Origin of the sequence: Staphylococcus sp. MI 10-1553 (assembly GCF_010365305.1) — a bacterium.
Classification (GTDB): domain Bacteria; phylum Bacillota; class Bacilli; order Staphylococcales; family Staphylococcaceae; genus Staphylococcus.
In genome coordinates, this window is sequence record NZ_CP048279.1 from 2,310,053 (window position 1) to 2,327,444 (window position 17,392).

13 protein-coding genes, 1 tRNA gene and 2 pseudogenes are annotated in these 17,392 nt (G+C 37.7%); 3 read left to right on the forward strand and 13 right to left on the reverse strand.

Going from position 1 to position 17,392, the window contains the following annotated elements:
- The first annotated feature begins 96 nt into the window (after positions 1–96).
- The gene (locus GZH82_RS10910) at positions 97–327 is read left to right on the forward strand and encodes a hypothetical protein (RefSeq protein WP_162682498.1); all 231 of its coding nucleotides are present in this window, start codon (positions 97–99) and stop codon (positions 325–327) included.
- 99 nt (positions 328–426) lie between these two features.
- On the opposite strand, the gene GZH82_RS10915 is transcribed toward GZH82_RS10910, so the two are convergent.
- On the reverse strand, positions 427–1,107 hold the full coding sequence (locus GZH82_RS10915; RefSeq protein WP_162682499.1) for a DUF4887 domain-containing protein: 681 nt from the start codon (positions 1,105–1,107) through the stop codon (positions 427–429).
- 836 nt (positions 1,108–1,943) lie between these two features.
- Between GZH82_RS10915 and GZH82_RS10920 the strand changes: the two genes are divergently transcribed.
- Complete coding sequence (locus GZH82_RS10920; RefSeq protein ID WP_162682500.1) at positions 1,944–2,846, forward strand: TIGR01777 family oxidoreductase; 903 nt, start codon at positions 1,944–1,946, stop codon at positions 2,844–2,846.
- 111 nt (positions 2,847–2,957) lie between these two features.
- Here GZH82_RS10920 and GZH82_RS10925 read toward each other — a convergent pair.
- Positions 2,958–3,455 (reverse strand): annotated as a pseudogene (locus GZH82_RS10925) (GNAT family N-acetyltransferase).
- Positions 3,456–3,550: 95 nt separating this feature from the next.
- Positions 3,551–4,138, reverse strand: a complete 588-nt coding sequence (clpP, locus tag GZH82_RS10930) for an ATP-dependent Clp endopeptidase proteolytic subunit ClpP (protein ID WP_014614489.1) — start codon at positions 4,136–4,138, stop codon at positions 3,551–3,553.
- Positions 4,139–4,289: 151 nt separating this feature from the next.
- On the opposite strand from clpP, the gene GZH82_RS10935 reads away from it, so the two are divergent.
- Positions 4,290–4,361 (forward strand) — tRNA-Arg (locus GZH82_RS10935).
- Between the two features lie 1,040 nt (positions 4,362–5,401).
- On the opposite strand, the gene whiA is transcribed toward GZH82_RS10935, so the two are convergent.
- From whiA to uvrA, 10 genes and pseudogenes are all read right to left on the reverse strand, one after another.
- Positions 5,402–6,346 (reverse strand): DNA-binding protein WhiA, encoded by a 945-nt coding sequence (whiA, locus tag GZH82_RS10940; protein ID WP_162682501.1) that lies wholly within the window; start codon positions 6,344–6,346, stop codon positions 5,402–5,404.
- 50 nt (positions 6,347–6,396) lie between these two features.
- Positions 6,397–7,392: a gluconeogenesis factor YvcK family protein gene (locus GZH82_RS10945; RefSeq protein WP_162682502.1), complete on the reverse strand. Its 996-nt coding sequence runs from the start codon at positions 7,390–7,392 to the stop codon at positions 6,397–6,399.
- A gap of 1 nt (position 7,393) precedes the next feature.
- Positions 7,394–8,302, reverse strand: coding sequence for an RNase adapter RapZ (gene rapZ, locus GZH82_RS10950; RefSeq protein ID WP_162682503.1), 909 nt, complete (start codon positions 8,300–8,302; stop codon positions 7,394–7,396).
- 291 nt (positions 8,303–8,593) lie between these two features.
- Positions 8,594–9,526 carry a thioredoxin-disulfide reductase gene (gene trxB, locus GZH82_RS10955; RefSeq protein ID WP_162682504.1) on the reverse strand — a complete coding sequence of 311 codons (933 nt, stop codon included), beginning with the start codon at positions 9,524–9,526 and terminating at the stop codon, positions 8,594–8,596.
- Positions 9,527–9,588: 62 nt separating this feature from the next.
- On the reverse strand, positions 9,589–11,028 hold the full coding sequence (locus GZH82_RS10960; RefSeq protein ID WP_162682505.1) for a tetratricopeptide repeat protein: 1,440 nt from the start codon (positions 11,026–11,028) through the stop codon (positions 9,589–9,591).
- 34 nt (positions 11,029–11,062) lie between these two features.
- A pseudogene (locus GZH82_RS14645) lies at positions 11,063–11,185 on the reverse strand (acetyltransferase); the annotation flags it as partial.
- Between the two features lie 349 nt (positions 11,186–11,534).
- Entirely contained in the window at positions 11,535–12,371 is an 837-nt protein-coding gene (gene lgt / locus GZH82_RS10970) for a prolipoprotein diacylglyceryl transferase (protein WP_162683053.1), read from the reverse strand.
- Entirely contained in the window at positions 12,371–13,312 is a 942-nt protein-coding gene (gene hprK, locus GZH82_RS10975; RefSeq protein WP_019166114.1) for an HPr(Ser) kinase/phosphatase, read from the reverse strand. The genes lgt and hprK overlap by 1 nt, the downstream gene beginning before the upstream one ends.
- An 877-nt stretch (positions 13,313–14,189) precedes the next feature.
- On the reverse strand, positions 14,190–14,540 hold the full coding sequence (locus tag GZH82_RS10980; protein ID WP_162682507.1) for an SHOCT-like domain-containing protein: 351 nt from the start codon (positions 14,538–14,540) through the stop codon (positions 14,190–14,192).
- A 3-nt stretch (positions 14,541–14,543) separates the two neighbouring features.
- The gene (uvrA, locus tag GZH82_RS10985) at positions 14,544–17,387 is read right to left on the reverse strand and encodes an excinuclease ABC subunit UvrA (protein ID WP_162682508.1); all 2,844 of its coding nucleotides are present in this window, start codon (positions 17,385–17,387) and stop codon (positions 14,544–14,546) included.
- Between the last annotated feature and the right edge of the window lie 5 nt (positions 17,388–17,392).

Consider the following 17,392-nt stretch of genomic DNA (forward strand, 5'->3'; position numbering starts at 1 on the left):
ATTATTATTCACATTTTTCACTAAAAATAAACATCGATACCCCATCCATTGCAATCATTGACAAGATAATTTACATTGAAAGAAAGAGGTGAAACTATGTCTAAACAATCTGACCAACCCGAAGTCATTGATCCATCCGACCCACGCTATCGACATCCTGATGAGATTAACCGTCGCCAAGACGATACATTTCAAAACGATACAGGACCATTTCAGCGGACATATGTGCGCACAATAGGTTGTACCCCAGTGGGATGTTTTCCTGGCTGTCTTTTCTCTATTATTTTATCGATACTATTAACATTGCTCCTTAACCTCATTTTCTAAAACTATACGCATCGTTATTAAAAAAGGGCTGCAGAGATTTTCTACATATCTCAACAGCCCTATTTTTGCCCTATTCATTTTGCTTATTAATACTGTATTTTATGACTCGTCACCATTGCGCGCTTTTGAAGGTGATTCTGAACTCTGTTGTGGTGCAGTACTTCTTTCAGTTGTTGAGCGCTCGCTAGACTGTGATTGACCTGTTTGTCCTTCTTGAGATGAACGTTGCTCAGTTGAAGGTTTGGGTTGTGTCGTTTTCGGTTCTTCTGTCGTTGCCTCTTCCGTTGTACGTTCCTCTTTTGTTTCAGGTTCCTCTTCCGTTGCTTCACTATCGCTGTCGTCTTTCTCTTCTTCCGTTGTTGACTTCGATTTTCGAGCTTCTGCGGCTTTTTCTCTTTGTTGCTGCTGTTGTTGACGTTGCCATTCGAGTCGCGCTTGACGTGCGGCTTCTATTTCTGCTTGACGTGCGGCTTCAATGGACCGCTCTTGTTCAGCTTGAGCCGCTTCAATGCTTCGTTCTTTTTCTCGTTCTTCACGTTCTTTTCGTTCTTTTTCTTTTTTGATTTCTGCTTCACGTTTTTCCTTTTGTTCTTCAATGGACTTCTCTTTTAAACGTTCATTCCCTCTGTGCGATTGATCGACAAATGAAAAAATGGCAAAGACTAATCCCCCGAGCAATAATAGAATAACGATGACACTTAAAAAGCCTAGTAAACGTCTCTTTTTCTTATTAGGTTTCACATTGCGGGTATCATGCTCATTTGGTTTTGGTGCTGACATTGCATTCCCTCTCTTTATAAATTGATAACAATATATTTTATTCAATCATATTTCATTGTGAATTCAAAACTTAACACATGCATTTTATTCCAATTAATAAAATGAGTTAGCTTTTAGTATACTGTAATTACAGTTAAAGTAAATGACACGATCATCTCATCGTAACATGGATACCTCTCTCTTTCTGTAAAGTAGCTTGGACATAGCCATGTCGTAAATAATAAAATACCTTTTAATTTCTCGCTATCCATCTTATTATTTACCCGTTTATATCTCTTAAAATCATTCATACAGAAAGCATTTTTAAATACGTGTTTCTTGTCAATTTTGAAGTTCAAGATAAGGCCTACACGGTATTAAGTTTAATTTGTAAAAATAAAGGAATGTATGTACTACGACAAATATAAAGGAGCGTTCAGATGAAAAGAATTGTAAATATGCTGATTCGTTTTATTGTTTATCGTGTGATTGGTAAATTGATTAATCAAAAAATGAATGACCGTCAGCGTAAAAATAAATAACATCATGCACACGGGTCATTTTTAATAGGTAAAATTGAGGATAATGTCTGAAGACCTTCGTGACTCCCGAAAACAAATAAAGAGATCTGAATGCTGCATCATCCAGATCTCTACTAAAGGGAGTCAAAAATACCTTCGTCGTATATATTTAAGGGGTATACTGAATTTAATTAAGAGATGTATTAATTATCGAAGGTATCTCTATTATAACGTACTTTGTGAAAAAATAAACAGATTCAAGCCGTCGTTAGTGAAGAATTGATGACCATTTATTGACAATACTATGAACTCACAGAAGGTAAAGGAGTGAAGCCTATGAAACGTTATTTAATTACAGGTGGCACCGGTATGGTTGGACGTGCTTTAGTTGAACAACTTACGCGCTCTAATGAAACGATGATCTATATCCTAACAAGAAGTGATAGAACTTCACAACAACACAATGTACATTATATTAATTGGAACAAGGACGGTTGGGAGGAAGAAGTCCCACACATTGACATTGTCATTAATTTGGCAGGCGCAACATTAAATCAACGTTGGACAACTAAGCATCAGCAGCTTATGATGACAAGTCGTATTCAAGCAACACGCGCGCTGTTTGACTTATTTAAACAACGAGACCAAACACCGGATGTCCTATTTAATGCAAGTGCTATGGGGTATTACCCGCCATCAGAAACAGCTGTTTATACTGAAACGTATCAGACGACACCCCATGATTTATTGTCAGAAATCGTGTATCAATGGGAAAGACAAGCGACACTGTTTGGACAGCTTGGCACACGGGTCATCTGTGGGCGCTTTGGACTTATTCTATCTCGTAACGGCGGCGCACTTCCAATGATGGCACTGCCTTATCGTTTCTTTGTAGGTGGACGCGTTGGTAATGGACGTCAATGGTATTCATGGATTCATTTGTCAGATTTAGTGCGTGCCATTCAATTTCTCATTCAGGCTCCCGAAGCATCAGGACCATATAATTTATCAGCACCGGCACCTGAAACACAACATCAATTCGGCAAAGCTTTAGGAAGCACCATGCATCGACCACATTACACTTGGGTACCTGCATTGATGCTACGTCTTGTGCTTGGTAAAATGTCGACGCTCATACTCGATACACAATATATGGTGCCACAAAGAATATCAGACTTAGGATTTCAATTTGACTATCCGACCTTGCCGTCAGCCTTAAAAGATTTATATTCAAAGTAAAAACCACTATGGATGACTCGAGTTGTTGTTGATTTTACAACTTTTATACTCAGAGTCATCTTTTTAGTGGTCTACAATCACTTTTAAAAAGCGTGATGCTCAATGCTCATATTACTTTAACTGCTTTTGATAGAATGCGAGATTGAGCCAGCTTTCAAATTTGTAGCCGACTTTTTCTAACGTTCCCATATTGTTAATAGGTATTTTTTCATGCAATTTCAAACTTCTCTCATTGCTATCATCAATACCAGTCACAATCGTTTGATAACCATTCGCCGCTGCATCTTCAATCACTACTTTTAATAACTGAGAAGCAACCCCTTGTCTCTTTGCATCAGGACTGACATAGATGGAATGTTCAATTGTATATTGATAAGCGGGCTAATTTTTAAATGGACCATTAGTCGCAAAACCTAACACCGTTCCGTCTCCTTCATATGCAAATACCGGATAGTTTTCACGTTGCTTTTGTGCCAACCATTGACGTCCTTCTTCAATTTGGGTCGGTTCGTATGTATAAACTACTATGGTATGTAATATGGCGTGATGATATAATTCCATAATTGCTTCTAAATCATTAGGTGTCGCTTGTCTAACATGTTGATTCATCGTCATTCCTCCCTTAATACACGTTTTCAATCCCTCCCAATGTAACAAAAAAGGGATGAAACTGTTGTCTCACCCCTCACTATCATATCACTTTATTAAGCTTTTTCAGGCTCCATCACTTCATCGATTAAACCGTATTCTTTCGCTTCTTGAGCAGTTAAGAAGTTATCACGATCTGTATCTTTTTCGATTTTTTCAATCGGTTGACCAGTACGTTCTGATAAGATTTTGTTTAATCTTTCTCGTGTTCTTAAAATGTGTTTCGCTGCGATTTCGATTTCAGTCGCTTGACCTTGTGCACCGCCAAGTGGTTGGTGAATCATCACTTCTGCGTTTGGTAATGCGAAACGTTTACCTTTTGCACCTGCAGCTAATAAAAATGATCCCATTGATGCTGCCATACCGATACAGATTGTTTGTACATCTGGTTTAATGTGTTGAATCGTATCGTAAATCGCAAAACCAGCTGTCACACTACCACCAGGTGAATTAATATATAAATAAATATCTTTCTCCGCGTCTTGTGCTTGTAAGAATAATAATTGTGATACGATTGAGTTTGCCACGTTATCATCAATCGCTGAACCTAACATGATGATACGGTCTTTCAATAAACGTGAATAAATATCGTATGCACGTTCACCGCGGTTTGTCGTTTCAATAACTGTAGGAATTAAATTCATTTGGTGATTCCTCCTAAATTTGTTAATTTATATTTATTCTAACGCAAAAGTCAAAAATGGTCAAAAACAACGCACTTATAGACAGATTTGTGTTAGGAGTTGACCCTTGCATGCCCGAAAGGTACAATGGTGAATAGACTTACGCAATTAACCCCTCGTAGTGTAATGGATAACACATAAGATTCCGGTTCTTACGATAGAGGTTCGATTCCTCTCGAGGGGGTTCATAACGCTAAATCACACACTTTTTAAAATGAAGAATCCCATAACGACGGGGTTCTTTTTGTTTTGCTAGTCACTTGCACGCCGTATAACGTAAGATTTCACGGACTTTTTAGGGACTTTCATTCATTTATTCCCGATTAAGTTGTCATTGTAACTTTTAATTTGTTTATAACGTTTATGACGATCTAGTCCTTAAGATTAACATTCACACGAAGCTAGTACATTAAGTTTTCCTATCCTCTACTACTCATGAATTTATGATTCACTAATGATTATAAAACAGTCGAAAAATGAAGATGAATGAAGACATCAAAATTAGGGTTTCTTTTGTAATACTTTGCATCTACTACATAGTTGATAAAACTAATTCCCTCCATCATGCTGCCTCTGTTATAATTGTTTCTTTATGAGATTACCTGTGTTAAATAACGACTCGCTTTATTGTTATATGGCGTTTTTACAAGCTCACTGTTTTTTGTAATATAGAAATCTTTATCAAAAAATTGTTGTATTGGTTTGATCGTTGAGAAGTCATTTTGTCTAAACCATATTCAGCAATTGCCCACTTTCATTTCTAAAATATAAACCGTTTTTTGTCTTTGTATCTGAAGGATTAACTTCAACACCCATTTCTTTAGCAATTTTTTAATTTTATTGATATCAAACATAGAAGATTCCCCCTTACTCAACAATTCTTAATTCATTATACACTATACAACTTGTGTCATAGATACAAATTTGCTTCTCTGTTCTTACATAATCCATATCAATAAACACATCTTTAAAATTTAGTTGATAGAGGTGTTGCAATGATAACTTGAGCTTCAACGTATAACATGTACATATTCATGATTTGACATCTACGTTTTGTTTTATCTTTATCAAAAACAAAGATTCCTTCTTTCTCCATACTCTCTAATGAATTCCCCTAGTCAATAAAATTTCATTCATTCAACAAAACATCAATTTACGCATTAAAATAAGCATCTTTAAACCTTTTTAGAGGTCTAAAGATGCTTATTTTAAACAGGGCTATATTTACACTTCAAATGGCTCTCCACGTCTAATTTTATCAGCCATTTCATTCAGTTTTCTCAAACGATGGTTAATGCCTGATTTGGAAATGGTACCGGTGCTCACCATCTCTCCTAATTCTTTTAACGAGACATCTTGGTGCTCAATACGCAATCTCGCTACTTCTCTTAGCCGGTCTGGCAAGTTATCAATGCCGATTTCTTGATCAATCAGTTGAATACTTTCAACTTGCTTCATAGCTGCACTGACTGTCTTATTCAAATTTGCCGTCTCACAATTAACGAGACGATTCACCGAGTTACGCATATCTCGCACAATTCTCACATCTTCAAACTTTAATAGCGCTTGATAACCACCAATCAAACTTAAAAATTCAGCTATCCGTTCAGCTTCTTTGAGATATGTAATCCATCCCTTTTTACGTTCTAAACTTTTTGCATTTAACTCATACGTATTCATCAATTGCGTCAAACCCGTTGAATGGCCTTCATAAAGTGAAAAAATTTCTAAATGATAAGAAGACGTTTCTGGATTGTTCACGGAGCCACCTGCTAGAAATGCACCACGTAAATAACTCCGTCTCATTTCGTCATCTTTCACCATTTTAGGATCAATATCATGACTGAACATGCCGTTTTTCAAAATCCCGAGTTCATCCAAAATTTCCCTCGTCTTCATTTTTATTCGACAAATATAAATATTGTTTTTCTTCAACTTCATTTTTTTGCGCACTAATATTTCAACTTCAACTTTAAACACAAATTTAATAAGCGAATAAATACGTCGCGCCGTCGTTGCATTTTCCGTTTGGATATTAATCACAAATTGTTGATTAGACAAGCTCAAGGCACCGTTCATTCGAATCAGTGCGCTCAGTTCTGCCTTAGCATTCGCATGGTCAACTTCAATTCGTGTCAGTTCATTTTTCATTTCAGATGCAAAGCTCATAATGAATCTTTCCCTTTCTATTTACTATGGTTCAAAATGGCTAGCTACAATTAGGATTTGAATTGATCTGGGTCAAACTGAATAGTACTAATTTCTTGTAAGGCAATTTCATAAATCATTTCTGCCAAAACTTCCGTACGATGTCGCACATAATCATGTTCTGAAACTTCTACAAGATGCTGTCCTGTCACGAGTTGCACACCGAGTTGATTCAATTCATCCTTATCATAATACACAGGCTTTGCGCCCTTTGATTCATATTTTTCAATAATTTGAGGTGAAAATTCTAGTTGATTCGCAATCACAAAATCAAGCACATGATCACCCAGTTGTTGATGAATGGCATCGATATGATCCATGACTGTGTAGTGATCTGTTTCGCCCGGTTGTGTCATAATGTTAGAAACATATAATTTTTTCGCGTCACTTTCGACTATCGCATTGGCAATTCCTTTGACACATAAGTTTGAAATAACACTTGTGTATAAAGATCCCGGACCTAACACAATTAAATCCGCTTCACGCAAGGCCTCAATCGCTTCGTCCATTGGTTGTACATCAGCAGGTTCTAAAAACACACGCTTAATCTTCTTTTGTTTTCTTGGAATATTAGACTCTCCTGAGACAATTTCGCCATCTTCCATCTCTGCATTCAAAGAGACACTCGAAATAGTTGACGGAATGACACGACCTTTAATATTTAAAATTTTACTTAGTTCTTTCACTGCATGACCGAAATCGTGGGTAATATTCGTTAAAGCCGCAATCAACAGGTTCCCCAGTGAGTGACCACTAATCTGATCTTCTTTAAATCGATATTGAAATAGTTGCTCAAGCGTTGGTTCTACATCACTTAAAGCAGCCAATACGTTACGTACATCTCCTGGTGCCGGAATATCCATCTCATCTCTTATTTTCCCTGTGCTACCACCGTCATCTGCTACTGTCACAATTGCTGTAATATCTATCGGAAAAGTTTTTAATCCTCTTGCTAAAACGGATAAACCAGTACCTCCACCAATCAGTACTAATTTAAGTTGTTTCATTTTACTCGCCACTTTCTATATGCGCATCACGATGATGAACATATACATTATAATCATAAATTTGCTTTAATTCTTCAGCTAAACGTTGTGCTAGTGCGACTGATCGGTGTTGACCACCCGTACATCCAATTGCGATAACGAGTTGCGACTTTCCTTCTTTTTTATAACCCGGAATCATAAATAACAATAAATCTAATAGTTTTTCATAAAATGTATTCGTTTCTTTCCACTTCATAACATATTTATAAACATCTTCATCCATACCTGTGAGTGGTCTCAATTCAGCTACATAGTATGGGTTGGGTAAAAAGCGGACATCAAATACTAGATCTGCATCAATTTGAATACCGTGCTTAAAACCAAAACTAGAGACATTGATTGTAAATGTTGATTTATTTTCTTTATTAAAATATTCATAAACGCGTTTTCTTAAGGCTTTAGGTGATAACGTTGTTGTATCTAAAGTGTAATTCGCTAAACTTCTTACTTCTGATAGTAATTTGCGTTCTTCATTGATGGCTTTGACGAGCGGTAACTCCGTATGTTCTTGTAAAGGATGTTTACGACGTGTTTCTTTATAGCGTGAAATGAGCTTTTCCGTATCCGCATCAACGAATAATACATCGACAATGACATCTTTACGACTTTGTACTGCATCGATTTCACGTACTAAATATTGGAAAAATTCGCGCCCTCTCAAGTCAATCCCTACCGCAACTTTTTGCATCGATGGGTTACCTTGCTCCATCAATTCTACAAATTTTGGAAGTAAAATCGGCGGTAAGTTGTCGACACAGAAATAGCCTAAGTCCTCTAAACTTTGAATGACTAATGATTTCCCTGCACCAGAGAGACCTGTGACAACAAGGAGTTCACTTTTTACGATTTCATTATTTTCTTCATGTTGCATTTATTAACCACCATCCAATCATATTCTCTATTAGTTTACATGAAATCAGTCTAAAGTTATAGAGGGATGATATGCATATCTATGTTTTTGAAAAAATTGTGATGTCACAGCCGTATTGATCACTTATTCTATCTCCATTTTTCGAATACGGTTAATGCATCCGTGATCAAATTCAATCAACAAGTCATTTAGGAAACCTTCAGCGCTACATGATACCCCATTAAATGCTATAAAAAAGGAACTGGAAACAGCGTCCAGCTCCTGTTGATTCAATGTCATCTGTTTTAATATTTAGTCATGTAAACTTTCGATATATTCTTGTGCACTTTGAGCGGCGATACTACCGTCACTTGTTGCTGTAACGATTTGACGCAATCCTTTTTCACGAACGTCTCCTGCTACAAAAATTCCTTTAATCGCAGTACTCATATCATCGTTTGCAACAATATATCCTGCTTCGTTTGTGATACCTAAATTTTCAAATGGTTGCGTTAGAGGTTTCATACCTACATATACGAATAAACCATCTGCTTCAACTGTTTGTTCAGTTCCATCAACTGTTGAAACAAGCGTTAATGAACCTACTTTACCGTCTTTTTCATTAACAGATTTAAGTGTGTGATTCCAAATAAAATCAATTTTATCATTTTTAAAGGCACGATCTTGTAGGATTTTTTGTGCTCTTAATTGGTCACGACGGTGTACGATTGTGACTTTGCTAGCAAATTTAGTCAAGAATGTTCCTTCTTCTACTGCTGAATCGCCGCCACCGATAACATAGATATTTTTGTTTTTAAAGAAAGCACCATCACATACAGCACAATAGCTGACACCGCGACCTCCGAGCTGTTCTTCTCCAGGTACGCCAACTTTTTTGTATTCCGCACCCGTTGCAATAATAACAGTTGTCGCTTCAAGTGTACTAGAACCAAAATCAATGACCTTATAATCGCCTTTATCTTCGATGCCTTTAATATCGCCATATTTGTACTCAGCGCCGAATTTTTTGGCATGATCAAACATCTTACTTGAAAGGTCAGGTCCTGAAATCATTTCGAAACCTGGGAAGTTTTCGACTTCTTCAGTGTTCGCCATTTGTCCTCCAGGCATACCGCGTTCAATCATTACTGTATTTAAATTCGCACGTGAGGCATAAACAGCAGCTGTCATGCCTGCTGGTCCTGCACCAATAATCGCAACATCATATCTCACTTGTTCTGACATGATCTGTTCCTCCTTTAATTTTATCATACGCATTTTACAACATTTAATTCAAGGACTCAAATTTAAATGCTCAACAGATGTTGTAGAGCATGTTCAAAAGCGTCAGTTGCCACATCAAAATGTTCAATGATTTGCGGTCGCGTCATCGCTTCATCTTCTTTTTGATTGAAAAAGAGATACGCGACTGCAGCAACGTACGCTTCCACTTGTTCGTGGTCGACTTGCTCGGCTAAAAGACTTTCTGCATAACTAATCCAACTTAAAAAGAGAGACGCATAAGGTTGTGTTTCTGGAAGACGATAAAGTGTCTCCATACCTTGATGAATAAAGTGCAGTTTTTTCAGTTGAAGATTTTGAATGAGATAAGTGAGATACAATTTTTCATAATCTCCCATTGATTCTAAAATCGTCCAAACTTCTTTCGTCATCAAAACTTCTTTACCATTGAGTTGATTTAACAAAAAGAGACCATACAAACGTTCATGTTGATCATCACTCAGCAATAAAGGCTCTACGTGTTGATTAAAATAATGAGCACTTTCCTCAATGACCCATGGTGGCAAACCACGATTCGCTTTCGAAAATTGTGTTAACACTTGCCAAAAGTGATGGCTTTGCTCGATATTTCCTAGGTAATAATAATTGAACGAAAGCGCATGAAATAGTTGAAATGTCTGAAATTTTCCTTTGCGATGAAGTGGTACTAACAACTGTTGAGAGGCTGGATACTGCTTTAAATAACTGAGCACAATTCCAAGTTTAAAAGATTCCTCATCATTCATCGGTCGAATTTTATTTAATATTTTCACATAATTTTGGAAGCGTGCTTGTTGATTCATGTTATAGAGCAACAAAGTGTAGTGGCATAACGCATGCACATCGGAAGGATCCTCTTTCAACAAACGCTCCAACATCTCTTGGGCGATTTTGTTTTCATTTAAATAAAGATAACACATCGCGAGCAAATTACGAATAATCCGATTGTCTTGAATCTCTTCGTCCTGTCTCAACAAATATTCACGCGCTTCTAACAAACGGCCTTGACCGAATAAATATTGAAAAATGACTTGTGCCACAAACAACTGGCTTTCTTTTTCAAGTGGGTGTTCACCGTTAAAAGCAACTTCAAACATGTCTTCTAACTCTTCTCGATATTCTTCGTCATCTGCTAAAAAAGCATAACTTAAACCGAAGAGATACGCTTTGTTTGGCTCATTCAAGTCAATATTCAACTGACTTAATTCATAGTAAGAAGCTTCCAACTCACTCCCCTTACTAATTTCTTCATAATAAATCGCTTCAGCACGTCTCGGCACATTTAACTTGATAAAACATGTCGCAAGTTGTTGTTTCGCCTCAAAACAATCTGGTGACAACGCTAACACTTTTTCTAAATAGCGTTGTGCTTTCACATAATCTTGTTGTTGTATTTTTTGTTTTGCTAGACGTTCATAAAGTGCTACATCATCGCTGAATTGTATAATATTTCGTTTTTGTGTCATCCATTGTCACCTCTCTTTTCTAATGTTTTGAGTGTAGTTGTATCGGATTACCATACGCCACAGTATAATCGGGAATATCTTTAGAAACGACACTCCCTGCACCAATTTGAACGTGGCTACCAATTTTCACACCAGGTAATACGGTCACATTTGCACCAATCATCGTATGGTCGCCGATTTCAACTTCACCGACTCTTAACGATTCAGTTAAAAATTCATGGGTTAATAAAGTCGTATTATAACCGATGATAACGTTATGACCCATTTTGATCTTTTCTGGATATAATAAATCAGGCACCGCTTTAAAAGCAAATGCAGTTTTTTCACCTATCGTCATTTTCAATAAACGGCGGTACATCCATCGTTTCACACCTACATGAGGCACATATCTCGCCACTTCAATAATGAACGTATTTTTAAAGAGCTTCATAAATGGGATATAACGATACAGATCATGTAATGCGTTATGACGGCTTGCTGGATAAACTTTGAGTCGTCGCTTCAACTTAACGCTTTCCTTTCTTGTCGAACGGCCAATTGAGCACGCCAACTTCACGATAGAGAGGCACATCTTTTTTAAGTCGACGCCATACAATAAAGATGACTCCGATGATAATGCATACAATTGAGACCACCTGTGCAATTCGAATTGTCTCCGTTAACATCAAACTGTCGGTACGTAATCCTTCTATGTAAAAACGACCAATCGAATACCAAATGATATAGATGAAAAATGTTTCTCCGATTTTTAAATGACGACGGATAGTGATTAAAATTATAAAGCCGGTAACATCCCAAATCGATTCATATAAAAATGTCGGTTGGTAATAAATACCGTTGATTTGCATATTTTCAATAATAAATTGCGGTAAGTGTAGCGATTCTAAAAACGAACGACTCACTGGACCGCCGTGCGCTTCGTGGTTCATAAAATTACCCCAACGGCCAATGCCTTGCGCTAAAATAATACTTGGCGCCACAACATCACCTAATTGAAACGGTTGCCAGTTTTTGCGATAACAGTAGTAGATCCCCATCGCAAACGCACCAATGAGACCCCCATGTATTGCAATACCGCCATGCCATATCATCGGAATTTCTGTCGGATTTTGAATATAATAATCCAGTTGGAAAAGCACGAAATACAAACGCGCACTAATAATCGCAACAAATACACAAACTAATAAAATATTGACAAGATCATCTTCGCGGAAACCGACTGACTGTGCGCTTTTTTGTGCGATCCAATACCCAATCAATATCGCACTCGCTATGATAATACCGTACCATTTCACTTCTAAGCCGCCCAAAGAAAAAGCGACTGGATCAATGTATCCTATCATCATTCTATGTCTCCTTTATTTTGTTGACTATTTTTTAAGATTTCAGCATTTAAACGTTCGTTAAACTCTTCTGCTGTATTAATTCCCATAATATTCAAGCGGTAGTTCATGGCCGCCACTTCAATGATGACAGCTACGTTTCGCCCTGGACGAACGGGAATCGTTTTTTTCGTAATTTCGGTATCTAAAATCTTAAGTGTTTCATGATTTAAACCGACACGATCATACAATTTATCTTGATGCCAAGTTTCCAGATTAATGTTTAAGCGAATGCGTTTTTGCGTTAAAATCGAACCCGCACCAAACAATGTCATCACATTAATAATACCCAAACCTCTTATTTCTAACAAATGTTCAATGATTTTAGGCGCCTTACCAATGAGTTGATCTTTCGTAATCTCTTTAATTTCTACGTTATCATCCGCAACAAGACGATGACCACGTTTCACAAGTTCCAGAGCTGTTTCACTTTTACCTATACCGGAATCACCTGTAATTAATACACCGACACCATACACATCGACGAGCACACCATGTAACGAAGTCGAATTGGCAAGTTCATGTTCGAGATACGTCGTCAAACGGCCCATGACACGTGTCGTTGCTTCTTCTACATAAATCAACGGCGTATCTAACTCCTGTGCCGCCTCTAACAACTCATCCGGCGCATCATGCCCGCGTGTAATAATAATGGCTGGTGTTTCAGGACGACAAAGTTTACGCATGCGCCCTTGACGTTCAGCATCTGGTAATAAATTGTAGAAAGACAGTTCTGTTGTACCTAAAAGTTGAATACGATTGGAAGCATAATGAGAAAAATATCCTGCCATCTCCAAACCAGGCCTTGAAATATCTGTATTATGTATTGGACGATTTAACCCCGCTTCACCAGCGACCACATTCATATTAAATCGCTTAACTAAATCTTGAGTCGTTAGCATCTAATCACCTCAGTTTTACTGTTTACTTTAAATCAATCTTTATTTTTAATCGCTTTTGACTACGCATTACTTGTTTCATTATACATGAATCTCCATATTTGAAACACAATTCAACATGTCCGACATTTTCCTAAAATCCACATCATCGTACTTTTATCGTGGTGTATAAATCAAGTACACCACTTGATTGCTCCCATCTTACATATCACGCATTATTACAATACACATCAAATCATTTTCAAACCATTTTAGACCTAAAAGTATACCACTAAAAAGTTACAAGAGATACTCAACTTTAGTATGATACAAAAAATAAAATACCATTTAGAATTGTCTTTGGATAACCACTCACAAAAACATTTTAGTAAGTGTCGTTAACACAACACTACCTATGATTCGACTCAATCCCATATGCATACAGAGATAGAAACGAAGCATTAGGAAAACAGAACCCATTCAGTTCCCCCATAACTTTTACATCCATTTATTCAACAATATAAAAATGAATGGCGCACACACTTTTTCTGTATGAATAATATGATAAAGAGTAGTACTCATTTTTATTTGCAAGAACCGCCCGAGACTCCTGAGGGACAATGTACGAGCTTAAATGCGATTTCTGATGTTTAAATAGTGACTACTGTTTAACGCAGTACTACGAAATCTTTGTTTCACATGAGATTTCTGTACTGCGCCCAAAATCCAATTCAGCTTCCTTCAAATATACATTGTAATCAAGCTGAATTGAGTTGAAGGTTCAACCCCTAGGAACGCGCAGAACGGTTAGGCAATCTATGTATGACGATAACCCAGACTATGTTAATCATATGTCCTAAAAAAAGGAAGTGTACCATTCACAGCACACTTCCTCTACACATTAATCTTTCTTCATTTTTTCTCTCACTTCATTCAACGTCTCTTCCACTTTCTTCAAAGCCGCTTGACGTTCACTCTCACTCATCTCTTTCACTTTATCACGATTCACACTAATAAACTTTTGGCCATGCTTTAACAAACTCGCTACACTATCCAATGTGCTATTCACAAAACCTTCTACCGTCTCTTCAAAATCACGCGTCGTTTTTTCAGAACGATTACTTTTATCTTTTGTGGTTGCATGATCTACTTCTTTTTCCGTTGTCATCGCGTCCAATAATGTCGTTGCTTCTTCTACAGAAATCTTGCCATCTTTCAGTAATTCCAGTACTTTGACTTTAGCTTCTTCCATGGCTTAGCCCTCCATTCGTTCCTTATCGCGCGCTAATACAGTTTTAAGATAACGACCTGTATAAGATTCTGGGATAGCGGCTATTTCTTCAGGTGTCCCTGTCGCAAGAATGGTACCACCGCCGTCACCACCTTCAGGACCTAAATCAATTAAGTTATCTGCTGTTTTGATGACGTCTAAATTGTGTTCGATAATCACCACTGTGTCACCATTTTCAACGAGTCGATTGAGCACTTTTAATAATCGACTAATATCATCGACATGTAAGCCTGTTGTCGGTTCGTCTAGGATATAAATTGAGCGCCCTGTTGCACGTTTGTGTAATTCTGAGGCGAGTTTGACACGTTGCGCTTCACCACCTGAAAGTGTCGTTGCAGGTTGTCCAAGCGTAATATAGCCTAATCCAACATCGACTAAAGTTTGTAATTTGCGCTTAATCTTAGGAATATTTTCAAAAAATTGAGTTGCGTCTTCTACAGTCATTTCTAACACGTCAGCAATATTTTTCCCTTTATAAGTTACTTCCAACGTCTCACGATTGTAACGTTTACCATGACATACTTCACAAGGCACATATACATCAGGTAGAAAATGCATCTCTATTTTTATAATACCATCACCTTTACATGCTTCACAACGGCCACCTTTAACGTTAAAACTAAAACGCCCTTTTTGATATCCACGTACTTTTGCTTCATTCGTTGAGGCAAAGACATCTCGAATATCATCAAATACGCCTGTATATGTGGCTGGGTTAGAACGCGGTGTCCTTCCAATAGGTGACTGATCGATATCAATAATTTTATCGATTTGATCCATTCCTGTAATTTCGTCATGTTCACCAGGTTTTACTTTTGATTTATTAATCGCTTTAGCCAATGATTTGTATAACACTTCATTCACTAGCGAACTTTTCCCTGAACCTGATACCCCCGTCACCACATTCATGACAGAAAGCGGAAAATCAACATCGACATTTTTAAGGTTATTGCTACGTGCACCTTTGACAGAAATTTTACGTTCTGTCAAAGGGCGACGATGTTCAGGAACTGGAATAAATTTTTTACCACTCAAATATTGCCCTGTGAGTGACTTTTTATTACGCATCACTTGTTTCGGCGTACCACTTGCAATCACTTCACCGCCGTGCTCACCTGCACCAGGGCCAATATCAACAAGATAATCCGCCGCAATCATCGTGTCTTCGTCGTGTTCTACAACAATTAATGTATTACCTAAATCACGCATTTCTTGTAATGTATGAATCAAACGATCATTATCTCGTTGATGTAAACCAATAGAAGGCTCATCAAGTACATACAACACACCTGACAAACGTGACCCAATTTGTGTCGCGAGTCGAATACGTTGCGCCTCACCACCTGACAATGTGCCAGACGAACGATTGAGCGTTAAATAATCGAGTCCTACATTATTTAAAAAGGTTAAACGTGACGTAATTTCTTTTAAAATTAAATGTGCAATTTGTGCATCTTGGTCAGATAGCTCGATATTTTCGTAATATGTCAATGCTTCTTTAATGGATTGTTCTACTACTTCGCCGACATTTTTACCTGCCACATAAACCGACAATGCTTCACGACTCAAACGTTGGCCGTGACACGTTTCACACACTTGTTCCCCCATATATTTTTGCATCATTTCACGTACATATTCAGAAGGGGACTCATGGTAACGACGCTCAATATTCGGGACAACCCCTTCGAACGGCATCGTACGTTTACGCTCTTGACCGAATTTCGACTTGAATGTAAACTCAATTTCTTTGTCACCAGAACCGTATAAAATGATATTTCTTTGGCGTTCAGTCAATTTTTTATATGGTTTATCCATATTGATTTTGTACACTTCACAAACACGCTTTAACATCGATGGATAAAAGTCCGAACTTGTCGGCTCCCAGGGTAAAATCGCGCCTTCATTGAGCGTCTTATCTTTATCAGGTACGACTAAATCTAAGTCTACCGTTAACTTTTGTCCTAAGCCATCACATGTTGGACACGCACCGAATGGACTGTTAAAACTGAACATTCTCGGTTCTAACTCACCAATTGAAAAGCCACAAATGGGACATGCATGCTTTTCTGAAAACTCCAGTTTATCCCCATCAATAATATCCACGACGAGTCGACCGTCTGCTAATTCAAGTACAGTCTCGATAGAATCTGCTAAACGTGTTTCAATACCCGGTTTCACGACTAAACGGTCCACGACAATTTCAATGGTATGATTTTTATTTTTATCCAGTTCCGGTGCTTGTGTCACGTCCATAATTTCACCGTCAACACGCACACGTACATAACCTTTTTTACTGATGTCCGTTAATAATTTTTCATGCGTCCCTTTACGATGGTTCACAACAGGTGCTAGCAGTTGAATTTTCGTACGTTCTTCTAATTCCATAATACGGTCAACCATTTGTTGTACAGTTTGCGATTCGATTTCGATACCATGATTTGGACAAAAAGGCTTTCCGATACGCGCATAAAGGAGACGAATGTAATCGTAAATTTCCGTTACAGTCGCCACCGTTGAACGCGGGTTTTTACTTGTTGTCTTTTGATCAATAGATATCGCTGGAGACAAACCTTCAATAGTATCTACGTCTGGTTTATCCATTTGCCCTAAAAACTGACGAGCATATGCGCTTAAAGACTCCACATATCGACGTTGCCCTTCAGCATAAATCGTGTCAAATGCGAGCGAGGACTTCCCTGAGCCCGACAGTCCCGTCATCACAATCAACTGATTTTTTGGCAATTCGATATCAACATTTTTTAAATTGTGGGCACGTGCCCCTTTCACTACGATTGATGGTTCTTTCATGCATT